This window comes from Endozoicomonas elysicola (genome assembly GCF_000710775.1).
GTDB classification, from domain to species: Bacteria; Pseudomonadota; Gammaproteobacteria; order Pseudomonadales; family Endozoicomonadaceae; genus Endozoicomonas; species Endozoicomonas elysicola.
Genome location: NZ_JOJP01000001.1, coordinates 912,540 through 934,940 on the forward strand (window position 1 = coordinate 912,540; position 22,401 = coordinate 934,940).

At 48.2% G+C, this 22,401-nt stretch carries 21 protein-coding genes; 16 read left to right on the forward strand and 5 right to left on the reverse strand.

Features of this window, described 5'->3' with window-relative positions; translation table 11 throughout:
* Window positions 1-377: 377 nt before the first annotated feature.
* The 4 genes from rpsF (at window position 378) to rplI (ending at window position 2,484) form a co-directional block, all read left to right on the forward strand.
* Complete coding sequence (gene rpsF / locus GV64_RS03820; RefSeq protein ID WP_020584247.1) at window positions 378-803, forward strand: 30S ribosomal protein S6; 426 nt, start codon at window positions 378-380, stop codon at window positions 801-803.
* A 90-nt stretch (window positions 804-893) separates the two neighbouring features.
* Window positions 894-1,118, forward strand: a complete 225-nt coding sequence (gene rpsR / locus GV64_RS03825; RefSeq protein ID WP_020584246.1) for a 30S ribosomal protein S18 — start codon at window positions 894-896, stop codon at window positions 1,116-1,118.
* Window positions 1,119-1,139: 21 nt separating this feature from the next.
* Window positions 1,140-2,012, forward strand: a complete 873-nt coding sequence (locus tag GV64_RS03830) for a hypothetical protein (RefSeq protein WP_020584245.1) — start codon at window positions 1,140-1,142, stop codon at window positions 2,010-2,012.
* Window positions 2,013-2,037: 25 nt separating this feature from the next.
* On the forward strand, window positions 2,038-2,484 hold the full coding sequence (gene rplI, locus GV64_RS03835) for a 50S ribosomal protein L9 (RefSeq protein WP_020584244.1): 447 nt from the start codon (window positions 2,038-2,040) through the stop codon (window positions 2,482-2,484).
* Between the two features lie 9 nt (window positions 2,485-2,493).
* On the opposite strand, the gene GV64_RS26220 is transcribed toward rplI, so the two are convergent.
* Window positions 2,494-2,670 carry a hypothetical protein gene (locus tag GV64_RS26220; RefSeq protein ID WP_152554179.1) on the reverse strand — a complete coding sequence of 59 codons (177 nt, stop codon included), beginning with the start codon at window positions 2,668-2,670 and terminating at the stop codon, window positions 2,494-2,496.
* Between the two features lie 81 nt (window positions 2,671-2,751).
* Between GV64_RS26220 and dnaB the strand changes: the two genes are divergently transcribed.
* The gene (dnaB, locus tag GV64_RS03840; RefSeq protein WP_020584242.1) at window positions 2,752-4,155 is read left to right on the forward strand and encodes a replicative DNA helicase; all 1,404 of its coding nucleotides are present in this window, start codon (window positions 2,752-2,754) and stop codon (window positions 4,153-4,155) included.
* Window positions 4,156-4,287: 132 nt separating this feature from the next.
* On the opposite strand, the gene GV64_RS03845 is transcribed toward dnaB, so the two are convergent.
* The 3 genes from GV64_RS03845 to nhaC all read right to left on the reverse strand — a co-directional run bounded on the left by GV64_RS03845 (window position 4,288) and on the right by nhaC (window position 7,873).
* Entirely contained in the window at window positions 4,288-5,280 is a 993-nt protein-coding gene (locus GV64_RS03845; protein ID WP_020584241.1) for a serine/threonine protein kinase, read from the reverse strand.
* Window positions 5,281-5,479: 199 nt separating this feature from the next.
* Window positions 5,480-6,307: a hypothetical protein gene (locus GV64_RS03850; RefSeq protein WP_020584240.1), complete on the reverse strand. Its 828-nt coding sequence runs from the start codon at window positions 6,305-6,307 to the stop codon at window positions 5,480-5,482.
* 147 nt (window positions 6,308-6,454) lie between these two features.
* Window positions 6,455-7,873, reverse strand: coding sequence for a Na+/H+ antiporter NhaC (gene nhaC / locus GV64_RS03855; RefSeq protein WP_020584239.1), 1,419 nt, complete (start codon window positions 7,871-7,873; stop codon window positions 6,455-6,457).
* A 165-nt stretch (window positions 7,874-8,038) separates the two neighbouring features.
* Between nhaC and GV64_RS03860 the strand changes: the two genes are divergently transcribed.
* From GV64_RS03860 to GV64_RS03875, 4 genes are all read left to right on the forward strand, one after another.
* The gene (locus GV64_RS03860; RefSeq protein WP_020584238.1) at window positions 8,039-8,998 is read left to right on the forward strand and encodes a LysR family transcriptional regulator; all 960 of its coding nucleotides are present in this window, start codon (window positions 8,039-8,041) and stop codon (window positions 8,996-8,998) included.
* A 91-nt stretch (window positions 8,999-9,089) separates the two neighbouring features.
* A complete protein-coding gene (locus GV64_RS03865) occupies window positions 9,090-10,436 on the forward strand; it encodes a paraquat-inducible protein A (RefSeq protein WP_081622204.1) in 1,347 nt (448 codons plus the stop codon).
* Window positions 10,436-12,094 (forward strand): intermembrane transport protein PqiB, encoded by a 1,659-nt coding sequence (gene pqiB, locus GV64_RS03870; RefSeq protein ID WP_020584236.1) that lies wholly within the window; start codon window positions 10,436-10,438, stop codon window positions 12,092-12,094. The genes GV64_RS03865 and pqiB overlap by 1 nt, the downstream gene beginning before the upstream one ends.
* Window positions 12,091-12,690 (forward strand): PqiC family protein, encoded by a 600-nt coding sequence (locus GV64_RS03875; protein WP_020584235.1) that lies wholly within the window; start codon window positions 12,091-12,093, stop codon window positions 12,688-12,690. Before pqiB ends, GV64_RS03875 begins: the two co-directional genes overlap by 4 nt.
* A gap of 3 nt (window positions 12,691-12,693) precedes the next feature.
* Here the strand turns inward: GV64_RS03875 and GV64_RS25180 are convergent, their stop codons facing one another.
* Window positions 12,694-13,110: a ComF family protein gene (locus GV64_RS25180; RefSeq protein ID WP_157237093.1), complete on the reverse strand. Its 417-nt coding sequence runs from the start codon at window positions 13,108-13,110 to the stop codon at window positions 12,694-12,696.
* Window positions 13,111-13,609: 499 nt separating this feature from the next.
* Here GV64_RS25180 and bioB point away from each other — a divergent pair, with 499 nt between their 5' ends.
* From bioB to GV64_RS23570, 7 genes are all read left to right on the forward strand, one after another.
* The gene (gene bioB, locus GV64_RS03885; RefSeq protein ID WP_020584232.1) at window positions 13,610-14,716 is read left to right on the forward strand and encodes a biotin synthase BioB; all 1,107 of its coding nucleotides are present in this window, start codon (window positions 13,610-13,612) and stop codon (window positions 14,714-14,716) included.
* The gene (gene bioF, locus GV64_RS03890) at window positions 14,716-15,912 is read left to right on the forward strand and encodes an 8-amino-7-oxononanoate synthase (protein ID WP_020584231.1); all 1,197 of its coding nucleotides are present in this window, start codon (window positions 14,716-14,718) and stop codon (window positions 15,910-15,912) included. The genes bioB and bioF overlap by 1 nt, the downstream gene beginning before the upstream one ends.
* Before the next feature lie 45 nt (window positions 15,913-15,957).
* A complete protein-coding gene (locus GV64_RS03895; protein ID WP_020584230.1) occupies window positions 15,958-16,737 on the forward strand; it encodes an alpha/beta fold hydrolase in 780 nt (259 codons plus the stop codon).
* Window positions 16,734-17,618, forward strand: a complete 885-nt coding sequence (bioC, locus tag GV64_RS03900; protein ID WP_020584229.1) for a malonyl-ACP O-methyltransferase BioC — start codon at window positions 16,734-16,736, stop codon at window positions 17,616-17,618. Before GV64_RS03895 ends, bioC begins: the two co-directional genes overlap by 4 nt.
* Before the next feature lie 17 nt (window positions 17,619-17,635).
* Window positions 17,636-18,346 carry a dethiobiotin synthase gene (gene bioD, locus GV64_RS03905; RefSeq protein ID WP_020584228.1) on the forward strand — a complete coding sequence of 237 codons (711 nt, stop codon included), beginning with the start codon at window positions 17,636-17,638 and terminating at the stop codon, window positions 18,344-18,346.
* Window positions 18,347-18,622: 276 nt separating this feature from the next.
* A complete protein-coding gene (locus tag GV64_RS03910; RefSeq protein WP_020584227.1) occupies window positions 18,623-20,413 on the forward strand; it encodes an acyl-CoA dehydrogenase C-terminal domain-containing protein in 1,791 nt (596 codons plus the stop codon).
* 789 nt (window positions 20,414-21,202) lie between these two features.
* Window positions 21,203-22,180, forward strand: a complete 978-nt coding sequence (locus tag GV64_RS23570) for a DUF3943 domain-containing protein (RefSeq protein WP_020584224.1) — start codon at window positions 21,203-21,205, stop codon at window positions 22,178-22,180.
* Window positions 22,181-22,401 lie beyond the last annotated feature (221 nt).

Consider the following 22,401-nt stretch of genomic DNA (forward strand, 5'->3'; position numbering starts at 1 on the left):
GGAAACCATTGGACTGAACTACGGCTCAGAAGCCTTTGAAGCGCTTATAGCCCAGCTGAAACCACTATTATTATGATGGTTTGATTGTATACCTTAAAAGGTAATTCACCACTTTGGTACCGGATATTACCGATGGGGCAGGCAATGAGCCCCCTTGCAACCAACGTCACAAGTCTCTAGAATTCCCGCTCTTTGTATACTCCGGTCAATCTGCCCGGTGTATATTTCACTCCCGACCATGATTCTTGATAAAGAAAATTGGTTTGTTGTGAGTGTAGTAATCGGTGAACTCCTGCGTTCACATTCTCCTTGCCTTACCGCTTTATAGAATTATTTCGAACAGAGCTGAAGGCTATTTAACCCGTAAGGAGCAAATAATGCGTCATTACGAAATCGTTTTCCTGGTCCATCCTGACCAGAGCGAGCAAGTACCTGCCATGGTTGAGCGCTACACTCGCGCTATTACCGAAAATGGTGGCAAGGTACATCGTCTTGAAGACTGGGGCCGTCGCCAGCTGGCTTACCCAATCAACAAGATCCACAAGGCTCACTATGTTCTGATGAACATTGAGTGCGGTAACGAAACCCTGGATGAGCTGACGGAAAACTTCCGCTACAACGATGCGGTAATCCGTAACATGGTCATTCGTCGTGATGAAGCCGTTACTGAAGCTTCCATCATGCTGCAGTCTGAAGAGAAGCGTGATCGTCGTGACGATCGTCGTGAAGACCGCCGTGAAGAACGTGCCTCTGAAGAAGCTGAAGAAGCCGTTGAAGACGAAGTAGAAGAGTCTGAAGAGTAAGACCTGACTTTCAGTCGCTCATGACTGCTCAGGTTCATGCTCTGAACAAGCTCTTTACCATACAAGCATAAAATTCAAGGAGACGTTGCCATGGCACGTTTTTTCCGTCGCAGAAAGTTCTGCCGTTTTACCGCTGAAGGCGTGAAAGAGATCGATTACAAAGATCTGAACACTCTGAAAGCTTATGTTTCTGAAACCGGCAAGATCGTTCCTAGCCGTATCACCGGTACCAAGGCTCGTTACCAGCGTCAGCTGGCAACAGCGATCAAGCGCGCTCGTTACGTGGCCCTGCTGCCATACACTGATCGCCACTGATTTATTCATAGGGTATAGCTGATGCGTGGACTGGCGGAACTGGCAATGCGTGGCCCGAAACAGGCAATGATCCTGGCCATTGTGTTCGCCTGTATTCCCATGCTGTTCTGGGTGAGTGCAGCCATTATCTCTCTGGTAGTACTGCGTCGAGGTGCTGCTGCGGGGCTGAAACTTCTCGTCTGGGCCGCACTGCCTGGTATTGCCTGGGCAGCAATGGGACAGTTCTCCACGATCATTGGTTTGACAACTACCGTCACGTTGGCACTGGTATTACGCCAAACGGTTTCCTGGCAGAAAACACTACTGGCGCTGTTGCCAGCCGGAGCTTTGATTGCCCTGGTACTGGCACAGTTGGCTCCACAACAGATTACCCTGATTAGCGAACTGGTCATGACGTTTATTCGTGATTATGTTCAGCAGGCAGGGCAGTCTACGGACGACTTAGTAGCAGGCCTCAGGCCGCTGGTGGAATACGGTGTTATCGGTGTGGTTGCCTGGTTTAACCTGGTGAGCTGCATACTTGGGTTAGTGCTGGCCAGATCCTGGCAGTCACATTTATATAACCCGGGTGGATTCCGTGAAGAGTTTCACCGGATCCGCCTGCCATTGACGGTAGCCATGGGGCTTCTCGCATTCACTCTGGTGGGTGCAACGATTGCTCCCTTCCTTCTTGTGGTGGTTCCTGCAGCCACGCTGCCTTTACTGGTGGCTGGTCTTGCAATGATCCACGGGCTGGTCGGGATGAGACAATTGGGGAGCTTCTGGTTGGTAGGGTTTTACATCCTGTTGATTTTTGTCACGCAACTGGCATACCCGGTCATTGTTTTAACTGCATGCCTGGACAGTCTGTTTGATTTTCGCGCTCGCGCGGCAAACCGTCTGCATCAGGGATGACAGGTACTAGATAGAGGCTAGCGAAATGGAAGTGATCCTGCTCGAAAAAATTGCCAAGCTTGGCAAGCTGGGCGACAAGGTCACCGTTAAAAACGGTTATGGCCGTAACTTTCTGATTCCTTTCAGCAAGGCACTGCCTGCGACTGAAGCGAATCTGGCTACTTTTGAAGCTCGTCGTGCTGAGCTTGAGAAAGCAGCTAACGATCAACTGAGCGGTGCTCAGAAGCGCGCTGAAGAAATGGCTGAAATTGAACTGACCCTGACCGCTAAAGCGGGTGACGAAGGTAAGCTGTTCGGTTCTATCGGTCCTCGTGATCTGGCCGAAGCCATCACCTCCGCGGGTGTTGCTGTTGCCAAGAGCGAAATCCGCCTGCCAGAAGGCCCAATCCGTGCTGTTGGTGAGTACGACGTTGGTATCCAGCTGCATTCTGATGTTGCTGCAACTATCAAGGTGTTCATCGAAGCTGAATAATCAGCCCGGTTAACGGATAGTGAAAACCCGGGGCTCGGATGAGCTCCGGGTTTTTTTATGTACATGGATGTGCTGTATGCTGGCAATGTAGGAGCAATTGCCAGTATATGGCAGGGATGTGTGGTATGCCGAAAGCGCATGACGGCAGGTGATAAAGTAGCCGCAGGAGCAGTTAACGGTGCTTATTGAAGCTGCTGTATTTTTACCTCAGAGCCGCAATCAGGTATTCTGAATCATCATTCACCCTTATTTTTTCAGATCGTCAATATGCTGGATGCAAGTCCCCGGGAATTAGAGCTTCCCATTGATGAAGCCACGGTTGCTATTAAAACCCCCCCTCACTCCATAGAAGCGGAGCAGTCCGTTCTGGGTGGCCTGATGCTGGATAACCAGGCCTGGGATCGTGTGGTTGATAAGCTGACTTCAGAAGACTTTTATAATCCGGGTCATCGTCGTATTTATACAGCAATCAGTACTCTGAGTAATGAGAGTAAGCCTTTTGACCCGCTGACCGTTGCTGAGATTCTGGAAAATCGGGGTGAGTTGGATGAAGTGGGCGGGCTGGTTTATCTGGCAGAGCTGTCGGGTAGCGTTCCCAGTGTGGCGAATATTCGGGCCTACGCTGAGATTATCTTTGAGCGATCAGTCCTTCGCAAGCTGATCAATACCGGTCAGAAGATTGCGGACAGTGCCTACAATCCGGAAGGTAAAGACAGTCAGGCTATTCTCGATGAGGCTGAACGGTTGGTCTTCAACATTGCTGAAGAACGCCCGAATACCGGTGGCCCGATGGGGGTGCGGGAGATTCTTGAAAACACCGTCAAGAAAATTGATGAGATGTTTAATGCTGGTAATGCCATTACCGGTACCACCACTGGATTCAAAGATCTTGATGAAATGACCTCGGGAATGCAGCCTTCAGATATGATCATTGTGGCCGCCCGTCCTTCCATGGGTAAAACCACGTTTGCCATGAACCTGGTGGAAAACGCACTTCTCAATAGTGAGAAAGGCGTTATGGTCTTCAGCCTTGAGATGCCAAGTGAACAGTTGATGATGCGTATGCTTTCATCTTTGGGCAGAATCAATCAGTCCAAGGTGCGAAGTGGTCAGCTGGAAGAAGAGGACTGGCCCAAGCTGTTATCAGCAGTCGAGCGTATTAAAGACAAGAAGTTGTTTATTGATGATACGGCGGGCATCAGCCCCTCGGAAATGCGCTCACGGGTTCGCCGGGTTGTCCGGGAGCATGGTGACCTGGGGCTAATTATGATCGATTATCTGCAGCTGATGCAGATTCCTGGTTTTGGTGAGGGCCGAACTAACGAGATTTCTGAAATTTCCCGATCGCTGAAAGCCATTGCCAAGGAGTTCAATGTCCCTGTTATAGCCCTGTCTCAGCTGAACCGATCTCTTGAGCAGCGGCCCAACAAGCGCCCTGTAAACTCCGACCTTCGTGAATCAGGAGCCATCGAGCAGGACGCTGACGTCATCATGTTTATCTATCGGGATGAGGTCTATAACCCTGATACAGAATATAAAGGGGTTGCGGAAATCATCATCGGTAAGCAGCGTAACGGCCCTATTGGATCCTGTCGGTTAGCATTCATTGGTCAGTACACCCGCTTTGAAAACCTTGCTCCAGATGCCTATGGTCGCTTTGATGATGAATGATTTTTTAACCACCAAGTGCTCAAAGAAAGGTCTTTCATTTGAACGCGTGGTGGTTACATCCGGGATGTCTGCAAAGCAGTGAGAAAATGGCCAAATCCAGCTTTTTCGCAGTAGGTTGAGTCCGACAGGTTCCTAGGCGAAGACTGGCAGTGGTGGTTCGTCCAAAGCTGCCAGCTGTTCCCTTAGCTCCAATATATGTTCTGCCCAATACCGTTCGGTATTGAACCAGGTAAATGCTTTGGGAAATGCAGGATCATCCCAGCGCTTTGCTAGCCAGCCACTGTAGTTGAGCAGTCGGAGTGTTCGGAAGTATTCTACCAGGTTCAGCTCTGAAGGGCTGAAATCCATAAACTCACCGTAACCTTCCAGAATCTCTGCCATTTGCAGGGTCTGTTCTCTTCGGTCACCGGAAAGCAGCATCCAGATATCCTGAATCGCCGGTGCCATGCAGGTGTCGTCAAAATCGACAAAGTGTGGAGCATCGCTTCGCCAGAGAATATTGCCGCTATGGCAGTCCCCGTGAACGCGAATCGATTCCCAGCTGTGTTGATGATTAATACGGTCAAGGCGGTGGAGTAAATCTCGGGTCAGGGTTTGGTAAGCTTCAAGAAGTGAAGACGGGATAAAATCGTTTTCCAGAAGAAATTCGACATTGTCGATGCCGTATCTCTGCAAATTGATTTCCGGGCGGTGCTGGAAAGGCTTGGCTGACCCCAGCTTGTGCATCCGACCCAGCGTACGCCCAAGGATCAGCAGGTTGTCCAGGTTATCCAGCTCAGGGGCATGGCCACCCTGTCGGGGAAAAAGGGCAAAAAGAAAACCTTCAAATTCATGCAGTGTATTGCCATGTTCATCGGTGCTTGGAGCAACCACCGGTAACTCCATAGCCTTGAGATCAAGGGTGAACTGATGTTCCTCCAGGATCTGCTCCTTTGACCAACGTTCAGGGCGGTAGAATTTGGCAATCAGAGGTTCACTTTCTTCAATACCTACCTGATAAACCCGGTTCTCATAACTGTTTAAAGCCATAATTCGGGCATCACTGATGAACCCCACACTCTCCACTGCGTCCAGTACTCGATCGGGAGTCAGCTGGTCGTAAGGGTGTTGAGTGGGCGTATTCATGCGGGCCTCCAAAGGAGTCTGAGTTCTGTGGAGGGGATTCTATAACCAATAGTACAGGCTGGCCACTGAGACCGGATGGAATTCTGATCTTAAGGGATGTGGGTATACTGTCCAAACTGTCTGACTTTACTGAAAGGAGGCCTTATTGAAGATGGACCGTTGAAATTGGTTTACTTCCGCTGATAAGGCCATCTGCTCTTTAACTGACATTCTTTGAAAAACGTATAGGTGCTAACTCTCCACTTTTCTTACGCAGAATCACTGTCGAAAAGTCAGGTGTCGCGGAGTAGATAACCAGATAGCGCCCAACCAGATAAGCATCGGAATGAATAACCCATGGAGCCATGACAATGGCATAACCAAAAGGAACCTGAAAAGCGGACATCAAATAGTCGCCTTCCTGAGTCTGTTTGCCAATAATTAAATAACCTTCGGCATCTTTATTTAATGGCATATGCAAATGTGGTCGGTCATGAACCTCCAGATACGTTCCTCCTCCCTTATCCTGATCCATTAAATAGGAATCGACATAGCGCTCACCAATCGAGGTGATAGTGACTGGTAAGTTACCGGTAGAATCAAAGCTTACTACCTCTCCAACCCTAATCAGTCGGCAGCCATAAAAAGCAAGGTGCTCATGGGTGGTTGGTGCCACAGGGATAACCAGTTCCTTTTCATAATCGGGTAAAAAGAAACTCCCCATACCGCCCAGAATGTTGGCATCCTTCGTGGACAAATCAACATCCTTAATCCACTTTCCTTTCGCATTCACCAAAGACGGTGTGGCAGGTGTTGTTAATGATTCAGAAACGGTTGCCACAGGTTCAGGTACTAAACCCTGCCAGGTTAATCGATAGTTTTTTTCAGGCTCTGCATAGCCAATGATGTTTTCTGTTCGCATAAAAGCAGAGCAATGATCACCTTTACGATTTACCAGAAGAACAGGAAGGTCCCGTTGAAGGTCTGCCGGCAGCTCCCTCATTTGGGCAAAAACATCTTCAAACATATTCAGTGCGCTTTTACTCATGAGTACTTCTCCCTCTCAAATTCATTCTTTCTTGAAATTTTTCAAATCAAACGCAACCTGCCTCTTCAGAGGTGAAAGCATTTATTGTTATTCAGCGATTTAGCTAAGAGATACCTGTTCAATAACGTCGAGTAGGCGAATTATTTTTTATCTCTCTATCTGACTGGCCTGAGCATTGTCTTTAACTACTTTACTGCGGAATAAAGCAATTCCCATGTAAGCAAAAACAATGGAAACCAGAGGGTTTATCCAGTTCAGCAGGGCCCAGGGGGCATAATCGAGAACAGGTACTCCCAGGGTGGCAGCAAAGAAAGCACCACCGGTTGTCCAGGGAATCAGTGCCGTTGTTAGAGTGGCTCCTTCTTCCAATGAACGACTCATGACTGAACGATCAATCTGCCTGGCGTCGTAACTGTCACCGAACAGCTGTCCCCCAAGAATGATTGACATGTAGGCTTCCCCCATTGCGAGGTTGCCAAAAAACACAGAAATAATGGTGGTTGCTACCAGTGAGGCTCTGCGTTTTACCCGTCGGACGACACCGGTAATCAATACCCTGAGAAACCCAAAGCGATCAAGAATACCGCCCAGAGCCAGCGCCATTAACGACAGGGACAGTGTCCCCATCATGGAGTTGATGCCACCCCTGCTCAGTAAGCTGTCCAGCTGCTCTACACCGGTTTGAACACTACCACCGTTGAACAGGCTGTTAAGTACTGTACTGATATCTGTTCCCTGCAGTAACAATGCCAAAAGAACAGCGGTTGCCGTTGCTGCAACCATGGCCACTTCTGCGGCCACCTGCCGTACGCTCAGTACCAGCATAACCAGAAGTGGCAGCAGCGTAATAAGGCTCAGTGAGAAGTGATTCTCAAGAGTGACCATCAACGTGTTCAGGTGCTGGGTTGGCATGGTGTTACTGCTGTAACCCATTCCCAGCCAGGTGAATATGGCCAGACAGATGAGGTAAACAGGGCCGGTTGTGTAACTCATGCTTTTGATATGAGCATAAAGGCTGGTTTTTGAACTCATTGCCGACAGGTTTGTGGTATCTGAAACCGGGGACATCTTGTCACCAAAACAGGCGCCTGAAATCACCATGCCTGCGATCAACGGTAACGGCAGCCCCATGCAGGCACCAATACTCATCAGAACAACGCCGGCTGTACCGACCGTGCCCCAGCTGGTTCCGGTTGCCAGCGACATAAGGCTGCAGAGAATCAGGCCTGCGGGTAGAAAAAACACGGGATCAATGAATGATATTCCGTAATAAACCAATGTCGCCAGAGTGCCGCTTTCAATGAAAGCGGCAATAACAACACCGATCAGAATAAAGATATAAATGGCTGACAATGCTGTTTTTATGCCGTTATTCATGGCCTGATGAATATCTTTGTAGCTGTAGCCAAGAATTAATGCGCTCCCTGCCCCAACAATCAGACAGATAAGCATTAAGCTGTGTAGACTGGTCTGCAAATGGAATAGTCCTACCCCAATCACAGAGACGATGGCTGCAAAGGTCAGTAAGGCATGTTGAAAACCTGGTTCTTTCGACGTGCTGCTCATAAATAGCTCCCTTGGAGGCTATATCTGGGCAGCCTCACTGCATCATTAGAATTCTTATTGATTGATCTGTATAAAATTCAATCAGTTTTGTAAGCAGCCGAAGACTATCAAATAGAAATACGGTGAACCCATCCCTTTCTAATAACAAACCCATTAGAAAAACTAATGAATAAGTTTTCACTGCCATCTCTGCAAACCCTGCGTACCTTCGAGAGTTGTTACCGGCTTGGCAGTTTCACCAAGGCAGCTGGCGAGTTGAATATCAGTCAGGGGGCTGTCAGCCAGCACATAAAATCGCTGGAAATCAGGCTTGGTTTTGCTGTGTTCCTGAGGGAAGGTCGACGTATTGTGCCGACCCCATCAGGCAGAGCCCTGCTTCATGTGGTCAATGAGAGCTTAACTCGAATTACCGAAGTGATTTATGCTGAGCGCAGCAAGCAATGCGAGGATGAATTGATTGTTTCTTCTTTGCCGGGATTTGCTATTCGCTGGCTGTTTCCCAGGCTGGTTAATTTTGAGAAAGTCATCCCCGACGTTCGGTTATCCGTTAATGCCATATCAAACCCAATGGACTTCTCTCTCCATCATGCCCATCTGGCAATTGTATATACCCATGAGGCAGTATCTTCATCCGACAGCTCAGAATCTGGCCTGTTCAGTGAATCTATTTTTCCTGTCTGCTCCCCGGCTTTTGCAGAGGCACATGGTTTGAATGGTAACAAGGACGATGCCAGCCGGTTTATCAATAGGCTGCCAGAGTTGACACTGTTATACGACATAAGCTCCGCAAGGCAGGCGCATACTGATATCTGGTCATACTGGGCAGACTCTCAGGGTGTTGACCTGACAAAAAGCCATGTCCAAAAGTACAGTCAGTCCAATATTACGTTGCAGCTGGCAGAACTTGGTCATGGTGTCGCTATGGGAAGAACTTCCCTGGTGATGGATGCTATCAGGAAAGGGCAACTGATCCAGTTACAACCGGCTCAGATACGAAATCCCTGCCGTTATCATCTGCAGATTTATCCCGGGTTATCCAGACACCGGGGAGTAGAAATTTTTTCAAAAACGCTTCGATTAATGACTCAAGAGATCGAAGAGTTTGAAAATAGTTATCTTTATTAAAAGACTCAGTCAATCCTCAAAATAGTCCAGACATGCAGAAACTGAGTTGGACTCTATAATTTCATAGCAATATCTCCAGCAGTTATCAGGTATGCCTTCCGACTCCCCATTGCTTGCAGCCTGTCAGGAATGTGGCATGGTTTCTCGAGTACCCAATTTACTTGAAGATCAGGTCGCATCATGCCCGCGCTGTGGTAACTCGCTCGTTACACGAATCAAAGGCTGCCACAGCAAAGTATTTGCCTATGGCCTGGCAGCATTGATACTGCAGGGAGTCAGCTGTTTCTTTCCCTTTATGGCGATAGATGTTGAGGGAATATCACAGCAGGTCGCACTGATTGATGTATTGATTGTATTCTTCTACTTCAATAAGGCTGCACTGGCCTCATTATTGCTGCTGACTATCATTTTTCTGCCTGCATTCTACTTGGTGGGGTTGATGATTCTGTTTGCCATGGCCTGGTACTCAGCAACATCGCAACAGTACCTTGGTGATTCCACGTGGGTTAAACGGCTTTTTCGTTTTGTGTTTTGTGCGGAACCCTGGTTGCTGGTGGATATTTTCTTTATAGGCGCCCTGGTCAGCATTATTAAAATGGCGTCCCTGTCCGATATCAGCATTGGTATTGCCTTCTGGACTTACTTTGTTTTTGCCCTGCTGGTGGTTAAATGCTCCCGCATGGCAGACAGGCACTGGCTTTGCGCTTATCTTTTTTCACCGGTCAGTACGGCAGATGTTCAGCCCGGAGACAGTCACCTGACCGGTAATCATTTGGTTTGCCATTTGTGCGGCCAGATTAATCCCGCCACAGATGGTAACGTTGATAAAGTGACGCACTGTCAGCGCTGCCATTTTCGACTGTACTCATACAACCCCGGTCAAAGTATCAGGCTTACGACAGCGGTACTGATGACGTCATTGATCTTTTACTTTCCGGCAAACCTGTACCCCATGATGTACACCACCAGTTTTGGTGACTCGGACGGATCCACCATCATGGATGGCGTGATATTACTCTGGAAGCTGGGTTCTTATCCGGTTGCGCTGGTGATTCTGACCGCCAGTATTATTCTGCCACTGACCAAGATGCTGATTCTGATCCACCTGCTCTGGTCCCAGCGCAGGCGGGAAGAAGAGGCCTCGCAGGTGGTTCTTGAGAGACTAAAACTCTATCGGTTTATTGAGGTTATTGGGCGCTGGTCGATGATTGATGTCTTCGTTGTCGCGATCCTTGCAGCGCTGGTTCAATTTGGTGAGCTTATGCGTGTTACGCCTGGCAGAGCGGTCTTTTATTTTGCCCTGGTGGTGATCTTTACTCTGCTCTCCACACGATTTTTCGATCCACGAATTCTCTGGAAAAACATTCCCTGTACTCACGACGATGGGCGTATGACCTCCAAGGGCTGCCTGAGGTTTGACCAAAAGGCAGAGCTTTAATGGACGAACAAAAAACAACAGCAACGGTATCCCCGGACCGGCATTTTTCTCCAGTCTGGATCATCCCGATTGTGTCGTTGATTGTGGCTGGCTGGATGGTCTATCAGTACATGAGTCAGCAGGGACCTGAGATCCATTTAACCGTACAGACTGCCGAGGGAGTGGTGCCAGACAAAACACTGGTTAAGGTGCGCAGTGTCAAAGTGGGTATGGTGACTGCCGTCAAATTGAGTAAAGACTACAGTCAGATTGATCTGACGGTTCGAATGGACAGTGGTACCGATCGCATGCTGCGTAAAGACAGCGAGTTCTGGCTGGTGAAACCACGCATTGGTACTGAAGGTGTGACCGGTTTGGAAACCCTGCTTTCAGGTCCTTATATAGAGCTGGAACCCGGTGACTCCAAAGAGAAACGATCTGAGTTTGTCATGCTCAGTGCCCCTCCCATTGCAGGGCCTGATATTAAGGGAATCCGGGTGATACTGGTTACCAGTGAGGCGGGAAAATTGGCCATCGGTGATCCGGTCATGTTTGAAGGCTATGTGGTGGGGCGGGTTGAGAAAACCGGGTTTGATGTGGATAAACACCAGGCTACCTATCAACTGTTTATCTTCCAGCCGTACAGTGGTCTGCTTCGCACCCGCAGTCGATTCTGGCTCAACTCGGGTATGGACATTAATCTGAACGCCCAGGGATTCAGTATCAACTTTGCTTCTCTGGAAACGTTGATTTCTGGAGGCGTGACTTTTGCGGTACCTGAGGGCTCCCCGGAAGGTGAGCGAATAAATGGAGAAATGCCTGAGTTTGAACTCTATGACAATCTCCAGGATGTTCGGGCGAATATGTATGAGAAGCTGATCCCCTATGCCATGTTGTTTGCGGATTCTGTGCGTGGCCTCTCACCGGGAGCCCCGGTTGAGTATCGTGGCATTCGTATCGGCACGGTAAAGCAGGTTCCTTTTGTGCTGAGCGGAAAGGCCTCAGTGGCTACCATGAAAATTCCTGTCCTGGTCAATATCGAGCTGGAACGTATTGATCACCTGGCATCTTCCCGGGAAACCATTGATCAGCTGGAACAGAGCTTTGCGGATGCCTTTAAAAATGGCCTTCGAGCATCCCTAAAAACGGCAAACTTTCTCTCAGGCTCTTTGTATATTGATATCGACTTTTATCCCGATGAAGTGCATGCCTCCAAACCCGACGCTGTCAGAACGTATTATGGTTACAACGTATTCCCGACCATAGAGGGTGAGTTTGTACTGCTGCAGCATCAAATTGAACATATTCTTACCAAGCTCGAAAAACTGCCCGTTGATAAGACGGTTGATTATTTGAACCAGAGTCTTGTGCGTCTTGATGGGGCGGGTCAACAGCTTCAGAAAACACTGAAGGACGTCGACGGCCTGCTGGCGCAGAAAGAGACGCAGCAACTTCCACAGACTGCCCATAGAACTCTGACCGACCTGAGGTCTATTTTGAAAGGGTTCAGTCCCGACTCGACTAACTACGCAGAAATTGGACAAGTACTGTTGCGCATCAATCAGGCGTTGGGACAGCTGGATCCCTTACTGAAAACCTTAAATGAACAGCCAGACGCCCTTATTTTTGGCACAAAAGGAGCGGCAGACCCTGTCCCTGTCAAAGGAATCAACCCATGAAAGTATTGCTCGCTGTTACGGTTATCCTATCCTTGCTGGCAGGGTGCGGTGCGAAAGCACCTCAGACAAAAAGCTATCTTCTTGAACCTGTACCAATCAAAGCGAATGCTGACTATAAGGCGTCGAAACTCATCATTGTTCTTGCACCGGTTGGCATGGATAACCTTCTCGGCAGTAAAGGTATTGTCTACCAAACGTCACCGACTGAGGCGGTGGTTGCTCAACAGCATCTTTGGGCAGAGAACATTTCGACGCAGTTATCGAACCGTCTTCTGGTTGGGCTCCGACAGGGTCAAAACCGTTACTGGGTAGTACAAAGCTCTCCTCAGATGAATATGCCTGAAGTGGCAACCTTGCTGGTTAACGTTCAAAAATTTAATGGCAGCTACCAGGGCTATGCCGAGGTAGCCGGGGAGTGGTCTTTGCTGGATAGTCAGGGAGAGCTGTTGAAATCTCAGCCGTTCAGCTTCAAGGAACCTCTGAACTCTGACGGTTACACGGCACTGGTGAATGCGCTGTCAAAAGCAACTGACCGGTTGATTGCTGGTCTCAGCCACGAGCTGTCAGGATTGGCCATCATGACTAATGGTCAGTGATGATCAGGCTTCTGGTGTCCGGGCAATACTCCAGATATCCACGCGTTCGACACCGCCTTTTTTCAACAGTCTGGTTATCTCACTGACAGTGGCACCTGTGGTTACCACATCGTCGACTAAGGCTACGTGTTTCCACTCTGGTTTACGGTTCAAAATAAAGGCATTGCGAATGTTTTTCTGCCGGGCGTTAGCATCCAGACTTTGCTGAGGCGCTGAGTGAATGATTCTTTTGATCAACTGTTGGTCAATGTTCAGGTCCTGGGTGTTGAGTAGTTTCTTCAGGGCTTTGGTCAGTAGCAGAGTCTGGTCATAACCTCTTTCCCGCAACCTTTTGCGATGCAGTGGTACCGGTAGCATGATTTCTGGCCACTGATCATCGAGGTAATAGTCCATCAACACTTCAGCAAGTGATGACGCCATTGGCCTTATCAGTTCCAGTCTGGACTGGTATTTCACCATTTGTAGAATCCGGTTGACGGGAAGCTGGTACAGGAATGGTGAAAGACAGTTGTCAAATAATGGTGGTTGCTTCAGGCACTGGCCACATATGCCTGTTTCACTGTCTTGAATGGGCAGGCCGCAGCACGAGCAAAAGCACTGCGGGGCAGGGCATGCTGCCAGACATAAATGGCAGAGCGGTTGGGCAAGCGTTGTAAAGCCCCGGCAAAGAATGCATTTGACCTGTATTTTTTGTTTAAAATTAGACCAGCTGTAAACCTTTAAGAATTTCATAGATTGACGGTGACTGTAATTCCGTTATCATCTTTCGCATCTTTATTATGAAAATGTCGTTGTACTTATTGGCAGTGCCATTTTCATGGTTGTTAACTCAAAGAATTAATAAAACTCAGGTCTCCGTTAACAAGGGTTTTGCTCCCAGTGACCGGTGTTTCAGTGAAGTGCTCCCCCAGAGGATGTCATGACCAGTACCAGCCCAGCTTTAGCAGAAAATTTCTCCAGCCCTCTTCGCCATGACTGGACTCTCTCAGAAGTAGAAGCGCTTTTCCAAAAGCCGTTCAATGATCTTATCTTTCAGGCCCAACTGGCTCACAGAGAACATTTTGATCCAAACCAAGTGCAAGTTAGCACATTGCTGTCGATCAAGACGGGCGCCTGTCCAGAGGACTGTAAATATTGCCCCCAGAGTGGCCACTACAACACCGGTCTGGAAAAAGAGAAATTGATGGAAGTAAAAAAGGTGCTGGAGGAAGCTCAACGGGCCAAGGCATCCGGAGCTACGCGTTTCTGTATGGGGGCCGCCTGGAAAAACCCTCCCGCCAAAGACATGCCCTACATCATTGAGATGATCAAAGGTGTAAAAGAACTGGGTCTTGAGTCCTGTATGACTCTGGGCATGCTGAGCGAGGATCAGGCATCGGAGCTGGCCCAGGCAGGACTGGACTACTACAACCACAACCTTGATACCTCGCCAGAGTTCTATGGCAACATCATTACCACCCGTACTTATTCTGATCGTTTGAACACCCTGTCTTTTGTGCGGGAAGCGGGTATGAATGTCTGCAGTGGTGGTATTGTGGGTCTGGGTGAAACCGAGCGCGATCGTGCTGGGATGCTGGTTCAGCTGGCCAACATGCCCAAGCATCCGGAGAGTGTACCCATCAATATGCTGGTGAAAGTCGCCGGTACGCCATTGGAAGACGTTGATGCGGTGGAAGGTATTGATTTTGTCCGCACCATTGCCGTGGCCAAAATTATGATGCCGGCATCCAATGTTCGTTTGTCTGCCGGACGGGAGCTGATGAGTGATGAGCTTCAGGCGCTGGCATTTCTTGCGGGTGCTAACTCAATCTTCCTTGGGGACAAGCTGCTGACAACCGCCAACCCTGAAGCGAATAAGGATCGACAGCTGTTTGAAAAGCTTGGCATCAATGAAGGACATGACTGGGGAGCGATGTTAGAGGCTCCACATGAAAAGTGTCCGATAAAAGCCATGTATGACGCTGAAAAAAGCAATGATCATTATTACGATGCGATGGCTGGGAAGAGTATGGCTGGACGTGATTAATGAGTTTTAATCTGGAGCAGGATCTGGAGGCCCGTTATGAGGCGGGACTCTATCGCCGTCGTAAAACGCTAGACTCTCCCCAGGGTCCTGAAGTCATTATCAATGGCCAGCACTATCTAGCGTTCTGCAGCAATGACTATCTGGGGTTGGCGAATCACCCGGAAGTCATTGCCAGCTTTCGAAGGGCCACGGATAGCTATGGCCTTGGTGGTGGTGCCTCTCATCTGGTTGTGGGGCATAGCCGAGCACATCACCAGCTGGAAGAAGAACTGGCAGCATTTACTGGTCGGGAGCGTGCATTGCTTTTCTCCAATGGCTATATGGCCAATCTCGGAGTAATCAGTGCACTGCTGGGTAAACAGGATGCTGTGTTCCAGGATCGATTGAACCATGCCTCTTTACTGGATGCAGGACAGCTTTCGGGTGCGCGCTTCCAGCGTTATCTCCATAATGATGTGGATAATCTGGAAGCCCGGCTTCAAAAAACCAGTGCCCGGCGCAAGCTAATTGTAACGGATGGTGTATTCAGCATGGATGGGGATGTTGCCCCGGTTCAGGCGCTGTCAGACCTTGCCGCACAACATCAGGCCTGGCTAATGGTGGATGATGCCCATGGTTTTGGTTTTCTGGGAGCAACGGGCGGTGGTGTTGCCGAGGCTTATGGTTTAAGTCAAAAGCAGTTACCAGTGCTGGTGGGAACATTGGGTAAGGCATTTGGAACTTCTGGTGCTTTTGTCGCTGGCAGTGATGTACTGATAGAGACTCTGATCCAGTTTGCCAGGACTTATATCTACACAACGTCTATGCCTCCGGCGGTGGCTTCGGCGACTCGGACCAGTCTTCTTCTTCTACAGGAACAACACTGGCGCAGAGAACACCTGCAGAACCTGATTCAATATTTCCGACAAGGCTGTGAACAACTGGGTCTGCAGTTGATGCCTTCACAGACACCTATTCAACCTTTGCTGGTGGGATGTGAAAAGCGGGCGGTCAAAATGAGCCAGCTGCTTTCAGAACGGGGGATTATGGTGACGGCTATTCGTCCACCGACGGTGCCGAAAGGGTCTTCCAGGCTTCGTATTACCTTCAGTGCAGCTCATAAATTGAGTCACGTAGACCGTCTTTTGGATGCACTGAAAGTAGTCGCAGATTCAGTAGAAATAGAACGTGTGACCGATACAGCAAGCGGATTTTAAAAGCCTTGCCAAAAAACTTTTGTTGATAACAGGAGCGTTGTCCTGATGAGTCAGTACCCGATCGTTTTAATCAGTGGCTGGGCCATGCCTGCAGGTGTGATGGAGGCATTGGCAGACGCGTTGGATGCGGAGCATCGCCGGGTTTCTATCGTTCAGCTGCCAGGACTTGTGATGGAGTCTGAAGCTTATAAAGTAGATTATGACTGGGGTTCATTGCTGGGGTATCTGGATCAACAGTTGTTTGAAAAGCCGGTAGTGCTGGTAGGGTGGTCTCTGGGAGGTGTGCTGGCAACATTATTTGCCAGTCGCTATCCGGATAAGGTGTCAGCTGTCGTTAATATTGCGACCAATGCCTGCTTTGTTAAGCATCATGACTGGCCTGAAGCTATGGACTCTTCATTATTTTCCAGCTTCTATGAGGGCATGGCTCAGTCGCATGAAAAGACATTGCAACAGTTTTCTCTGCTTTGTAGTTCAGGCAGTTCAATGCGCAAAGAGCAGACCAGGCAGTTGCAGGCATTAATTTCGGATACTGATATCGAACTGGACATACTGCAAAGGCTTCTGGAAATGCTGGGTAAAAGTGATATTCGTTCAGCACTTTCCGATATTCGCTGTCCGGTTACCCACCTTTTTGGTAAAGATGATGCTTTGGTACCGACTGCAGCGGCTATTTCAATGGAACAGCTGTTCCCTGGGCATAGAGTTCAGGTCTTTGATGGCGGGCATGGTTTCTTTATGGATGACCCTGCTCCTGTTGTCAGGGAAATCCAGAGGCTGTCTCATGAGAAAATCGCTCGTAACAAACAGAGTCATCCAGCATGAACTCATATTTACCCACGACGGAAGTGATGGATGTCATTACTAGGTCCATACCAGAATGTCATGGTAACCGACCAGTAAACACTCAGATCAAGCAGCGCATCGCAGAGAACTTTAGCCGGGCAGCACACAGCTATGATAACGCCGCAGTTTTGCAGAAACGGGTTGCGGCCCGAACCATGCTGGGGCTTCCAGCACAACTGGAAAAGAAAAACGCGCCAAACCAGATTCAGCGTGTTATTGATCTTGGTGCAGGAACCGGGTTGCACTCCCTTACTCTGGCAGATCGTTATTCTGACGCGATGATTACGGGTATGGATCTGGCTATGGGCATGCTGGAGTTTGCCCGGCAGAATGCTCCTGATCACCCCAGATTAAGCTGGTGTTCTGGTGATATTGAGTCTGTTCCGTTTCAGTCCAACAGTATTGATCTTATCTATTCAAGCCTGGCTATACAGTGGTGTGGCTTTGAGCAGGTTTTAAGTGAAGTTGGTCGGGTATTGAAACCGGGTTGCTCTTTTGTTTTCTCTACTTTGGCAGAAGGCAGTCTCCAGGAACTGAATACCGCTTGGTGTCTGGCAGGAGAGAGAGACCGGGTTAATCGTTTTGATCGCTTTGAAGCCCAGAAACAAACGGTAGCTCGCAGTGAATTAATCCGTCAGGCTTTCTCATTAAAGGCTGAAACACTCTATTACCCGGATGTTATCACTTTGCTGCGCAGTTTGAAGGCTCTCGGTGTGAACACGGTGTTGGCTGGTAAGCATGGGTTGGTAACCCGACGCAGGTTGGATGCATTGAAGCACGCTTATGAACCATTACGGCAGCCAGAAGGCTTACCTTTGACTTATCAGGTCATCTACGGCGTGTTACAGAAACCATTTTAAGAGTAGTAGTGAGTACGATGGGGAAAACTTATTTTGTGACCGGCACTGATACGGATGCCGGTAAAACGGTCGTTACCTGTGGTCTTCTGGAAGCGGCAAGATCAGAGAAGTTAACAACTCTTGCCTTAAAACCAGTGTCAGCCGGCTGTCATAAGAGCGAAGATGGCTTGCGTAATGATGATGCCCTGTCATTGATGGAGGCCATGACGCTTTCACTGCCCTATGAACAGGTAAATCCTGTGGCTTTCGAGCCACCCATTGCTCCTCACATTGCAGCAGAGGAAGCAGGGGTTCGTATGACACTGGATCGTTTGACTGGTTACTGCCGTGGTGCATTGATGAATAAACACGATCTGGCATTGATTGAAGGTGCTGGTGGTTGGCGGGTTCCCTTAAATTCACGTGAAATGATCACGGGTTTGGCCAGAGAGCTGAATACTCCAGTGATCCTGGTGGTGGGCATGAAGCTGGGTTGCATTAGTCATGCTTTATTGACCGTTGAAGCCATTCTTCGAGACGGTGTAAAACTGGCGGGTTGGGTTGCCAATCAAATGGATCCGGAGATGGACCGCTACGACGAGAATCTACAGGCCCTGAAGAGCAGTATTCCTGCACCATGCCTGGGGGTTGTGCCTTTTCTCAAAGACGTTAATGCCGGCAAGGTTGCAAAGTATCTGGATATCTCAACTCTTCTTTCCGAAATACCAGAAAAAGCAGTTTCCCTATAGGCACCTTTTCAAAAACACCCTACTGACAGCAGTTGTGATTGCTGTCAGGCTTTCCCCTCTTTTTCAGCCTTCTCAGTCCGTTAAGTCATTCGGTGCCTCTTTGTTCGTGCGGTTAATATGGGAATGCTTTCCACCCGTCTATCAATTATTCACTCACAATAACTTTTGCCGACATGTATTGACATTAATCCTGTCTAAACGTAAGTTTCAAACAACTGTTTGAAATAGTGCTATACTTATTTACATCCATAAGTAAAAGAATATCGAGGATGCGTCATGCCAGAATATAAAGCTCCCCTGCGAGATATCCGCTTCGTCCGAAATGAACTCTTAGGCTACGAAGAACATTATGCAAATCTTCCTGAAGGTCAGGATGCCACCCCGGATATGGTGGATGCGATTATGGAAGAAGGCGCTAAATTCTGTGAACAGGTTTTGTCGCCTCTGAACCGTGTAGGTGATGAAGAAGGCTGTAAGTGGACGGAGGAGGGCGTAAAAACGCCCGCTGGATTTAAAGAAGCCTACCAGCAGTTTGTCGAAGGTGGCTGGCCATCACTGGCCAGTGATGCGGAGCATGGTGGTCAGGGTCTTCCTCCCTCATTGGGTCTGGTTCTGAGCGAAATGATGGGCGAAGCCAACTGGTCTTGGGGTATGTATCCCGGGCTGAGTCATGGCGCTATGAATACTCTGGAAGCTCATGGTACTGAAGAGCAGAAAGAAACTTACCTGACCCGCCTGATTTCTGGTGAATGGACCGGAACCATGTGCCTTACCGAGCCTCATTGTGGTACTGACCTTGGTATGCTGAAAACCAAGGCAGAACCTCAGGAAAATGGCACTTATCGTATTTCTGGTACCAAAATCTTTATCTCCGCCGGGGAACACGATATGGCGGAGAATATTGTTCATATTGTTCTTGCCCGTTTGCCAAATGCTCCTGAAGGCACGAAAGGTATCTCCCTGTTTATCGTTCCCCGTCATCGCCCGGATGCTCTGGGAGACAGTAACGGTGTCAGCTGTGGTTCCATCGAGCATAAGATGGGTATTCATGGTAACGCGACTTGCGTCATGAATTTTGATGAGGCTACCGGTTATTTGATCGGTGAGCCCAATAAAGGTTTGAACTGCATGTTTACCTTTATGAACTCCGCCCGTTTGGGTACGGGAATTCAGGGGCTGGCCCATGCTGAAATCGCGTATCAGGGAGCGGTAAGGTACGCTCGTGATCGTTTACAGATGCGCTCATTGTCTGGACCTAAGAATCCGGATGGCCCTGCTGACCCAATCATTGTTCACCCTGACGTGCGTCGTATGTTATTGACCATCAAGGCAATGACAGAAGGTAACCGTGCACTGGTGTACTACACTGCGCAAATTGCAGACTTAATGAATAGCCCGGATGAAGAAGTTCGTAAGCAGGCTGACCTTGAATTGAGCTTTTTGACCCCGATTGTTAAGGCTTTCATGACCGAAACAGGGTTTGAAGCGGCTAACCTTGGTGTGCAGTGCTACGGTGGTCATGGCTATATCAGTGAATGGGGTATGGAACAAAACGTTCGTGACTGTCGAATCTCCATGCTTTACGAAGGAACCACCGGTATTCAGGCACTGGATTTGCTGGGCCGTAAAGTCCTGATGACTCAGGGTGCGACCATGAAGCCATTTACCAAGGTGATTCATAAGTTCTGTCAGGCGCAGTCCGATAATGAAGGTCTTCAGGAGTTTATCAAGCCTTTGACCGCTCTCAATAAAGAGTGGGGTGATCTCACTATGCAAATTGGGATGAAGGCGATGCAGAATAAAGAAGAGGTGGGTGCCGCATCCGTGGATTATCTGATGTACTCCGGCTATGCCTGCCTTGCTTATTTCTGGGCCAAAATGGCGCTGACTGCACAGGAAGCTCTGGCGAATGGCACCACAGAAGAAGGCTTTTACAAGGCCAAAATTCAGACGGCTCAATTCTATTATCAGCGTTTGTTGCCAAGAGCGCAGATGCATAAGACCTGCATTGAGTCCGGTTCAGAAAACCTTCTGTCTATGAAAGAGGAAGATTTTGGCGATGTTTAATTAGCTTGTCTGGCAGACTGAAAGCTAATTTTTAAGGCTACCTGTTGGTAGCCTTTTTTTATATCCAGGGATGGCTGGTATCCCGTAAATGCACGACTGCATGGATGCAGAGGATAGAGTGGCGAAGAAGTGGTTACAGGAGAGTAATTTCCCAGAGCTTTGGGATCATATTCATACTTCCGCATGGTAAGGCTTACTGCATTTCATCAAGAATCATAAAACTCAAAAAGGTTGTGGGGAGCGCAATAATCATAATGATCGGGAGCGCTGGATTAAATAGCATTATGATGCCAGCTATCAACCAGATGGTTCTTACCCAGCTGCGTTTGATACTCTCCTTTCTAGTAATAGTACGGCCATGATTTTTCACCAGTGAATTTGCCACTTGATTGAGCAGGGTGGAAAAAGAAATTCTCAGAATTGTTGTTATCAGGGTTAGAATGTATCGCATAAACCGCCTGGTTCTCTGGTCTAATATTCGGAACAGCAAGACAGCTTATCTTCCGGAACAATGGTATCGGATCAGCAATAAAACGTTAAAAAGAAGTATTAAAGTTACGTTAGCTTACTTAATCGGCAATTGGCACTTTTTTATGATCAATGTTGATGAAGGCTGTCGAGAAAAATTACATTTTTGAGCTTTCACTATTTTGGTGCATTTGATTTTAGTTATCAGAGACATTAACCACTTTGCCAGTCAGAAAAATATGGTCTATAAAATTGGGTTTGCTTTTCATTAGACCTTGGAGCTTTATTCAGCAAATAACGCTGTGCTGATGCCGCATCATTATGAAGAAGAATACCGAAACTACAAAAAACCCGTTGATTCTTCTTGTTTGCTTTTCTTTATTATGGAAATTCGTAGAACCTGTTTTCTCCTCTAATGAGTTCCATAACAACCTGAATCACCCTTATCCTGTGCCACTTCCAGTAACGTCTAATGAGTGGACTGCCTCTTCATTCGACTCAAATTATCAATATGAGCCACAAAAAGATCTTGCCAGTTATCCACAATCGTTTGGGCAGCGCTCTGTATTGCCATCAGATGACTGGCATTGGACATTGAAGGATGAAAATAAAGGGTGGGATATAACACTGTTCGATAAATATCCTGAAGAGGATCAGGCTAGGCTCTGGTATCAAACCAAGATAACCTTTGGGTTGGCTTTGGGAGTTCTGGGAGTTATTGCACTTCTTCCGGAAAGTGTCTCCAAGTGGGACAAATCAGAAGTCAGACCCATCAAAAAGTGGTGGGAGAATGTTAAGTCGGGGCCTGTCTGGGATACCGATGAGTGGTACATCAATTATATTGGGCATCCTTATTTTGGTGGTGTGTACTATGTTATGGCTCGATCATCCGGCTATAACCAGTGGAATTCGTTTGTTTATTCTTTTCTGATGTCCACTTTTCTGTATGAATATGGCATTGAGGCCATGTGTGAGCGACCCTCTATTCAAGACATAATCGTAACGCCTCTCGGAGGATGGTTATACGGGGAGTGGGCTTATCAGAAAAAGCTGAAAATTCTGGATAATGACAGTGAAGTGATGGGGTCAAAAGGACTGGGGTCTACGGTTCTTTTTCTACTGGACCCTGTTGGCAAAATCAGTCAATGGGTCAGTGGTGATGATGAGGATGCTGCGATTCAAAATTTGTCGATTCGCTTGAGTGTGATGCCGCCAGCTTCCAGCTTTTCATCCTATAGGAAAAGATCACTCGACCTTGATGATCGCTACTTTGGGGTAGAGGTGTTCTTTAATTTCTGAGAACGACAACTAAGCACAAAGAAACACAGTCTTTTGCTGAAAAACAGGCACTTTTCGGGTAGTATGTCACAACGGAATTCAACAGCCTTTTGGGCTTAAGGCTATCCTACTGCGATTGCGATAAACTGGTCTAAAAATTCCCACTTCTTCGTCAAATAGCCTCGCTATTATCCTCTGACGCAGAAATTTTTATCATCAGTTTCTCGCCATCCCCGCTACGG

What these genes read in the sequence shown, in the direction of transcription:
- rpsF (WP_020584247.1), top strand. Translation starts at nt 378, where the DNA reads ATGCGTCATTACGAAATCGTTTTCCTGGTCCATCCTGACCAGAGCGAG.
- rpsR (WP_020584246.1), top strand. Translation starts at nt 894, where the DNA reads ATGGCACGTTTTTTCCGTCGCAGAAAGTTCTGCCGTTTTACCGCTGAA.
- GV64_RS03830 (WP_020584245.1), top strand. Translation starts at nt 1,140, where the DNA reads ATGCGTGGACTGGCGGAACTGGCAATGCGTGGCCCGAAACAGGCAATG.
- rplI (WP_020584244.1), top strand. Translation starts at nt 2,038, where the DNA reads ATGGAAGTGATCCTGCTCGAAAAAATTGCCAAGCTTGGCAAGCTGGGC.
- dnaB (WP_020584242.1), top strand. Translation starts at nt 2,752, where the DNA reads ATGCTGGATGCAAGTCCCCGGGAATTAGAGCTTCCCATTGATGAAGCC.
- GV64_RS03845 (WP_020584241.1), bottom strand. Translation starts at nt 5,280, where the DNA reads ATGAATACGCCCACTCAACACCCTTACGACCAGCTGACTCCCGATCGA.
- GV64_RS03850 (WP_020584240.1), bottom strand. Translation starts at nt 6,307, where the DNA reads ATGAGTAAAAGCGCACTGAATATGTTTGAAGATGTTTTTGCCCAAATG.
- nhaC (WP_020584239.1), bottom strand. Translation starts at nt 7,873, where the DNA reads ATGAGCAGCACGTCGAAAGAACCAGGTTTTCAACATGCCTTACTGACC.
- GV64_RS03860 (WP_020584238.1), top strand. Translation starts at nt 8,039, where the DNA reads ATGAATAAGTTTTCACTGCCATCTCTGCAAACCCTGCGTACCTTCGAG.
- GV64_RS03865 (WP_081622204.1), top strand. Translation starts at nt 9,090, where the DNA reads ATGCCTTCCGACTCCCCATTGCTTGCAGCCTGTCAGGAATGTGGCATG.
- pqiB (WP_020584236.1), top strand. Translation starts at nt 10,436, where the DNA reads ATGGACGAACAAAAAACAACAGCAACGGTATCCCCGGACCGGCATTTT.
- GV64_RS03875 (WP_020584235.1), top strand. Translation starts at nt 12,091, where the DNA reads ATGAAAGTATTGCTCGCTGTTACGGTTATCCTATCCTTGCTGGCAGGG.
- GV64_RS25180 (WP_157237093.1), bottom strand. Translation starts at nt 13,110, where the DNA reads ATGGCGTCATCACTTGCTGAAGTGTTGATGGACTATTACCTCGATGAT.
- bioB (WP_020584232.1), top strand. Translation starts at nt 13,610, where the DNA reads ATGACCAGTACCAGCCCAGCTTTAGCAGAAAATTTCTCCAGCCCTCTT.
- bioF (WP_020584231.1), top strand. Translation starts at nt 14,716, where the DNA reads ATGAGTTTTAATCTGGAGCAGGATCTGGAGGCCCGTTATGAGGCGGGA.
- GV64_RS03895 (WP_020584230.1), top strand. Translation starts at nt 15,958, where the DNA reads ATGAGTCAGTACCCGATCGTTTTAATCAGTGGCTGGGCCATGCCTGCA.
- bioC (WP_020584229.1), top strand. Translation starts at nt 16,734, where the DNA reads ATGAACTCATATTTACCCACGACGGAAGTGATGGATGTCATTACTAGG.
- bioD (WP_020584228.1), top strand. Translation starts at nt 17,636, where the DNA reads ATGGGGAAAACTTATTTTGTGACCGGCACTGATACGGATGCCGGTAAA.
- GV64_RS03910 (WP_020584227.1), top strand. Translation starts at nt 18,623, where the DNA reads ATGCCAGAATATAAAGCTCCCCTGCGAGATATCCGCTTCGTCCGAAAT.
- GV64_RS23570 (WP_020584224.1), top strand. Translation starts at nt 21,203, where the DNA reads ATGAAGAAGAATACCGAAACTACAAAAAACCCGTTGATTCTTCTTGTT.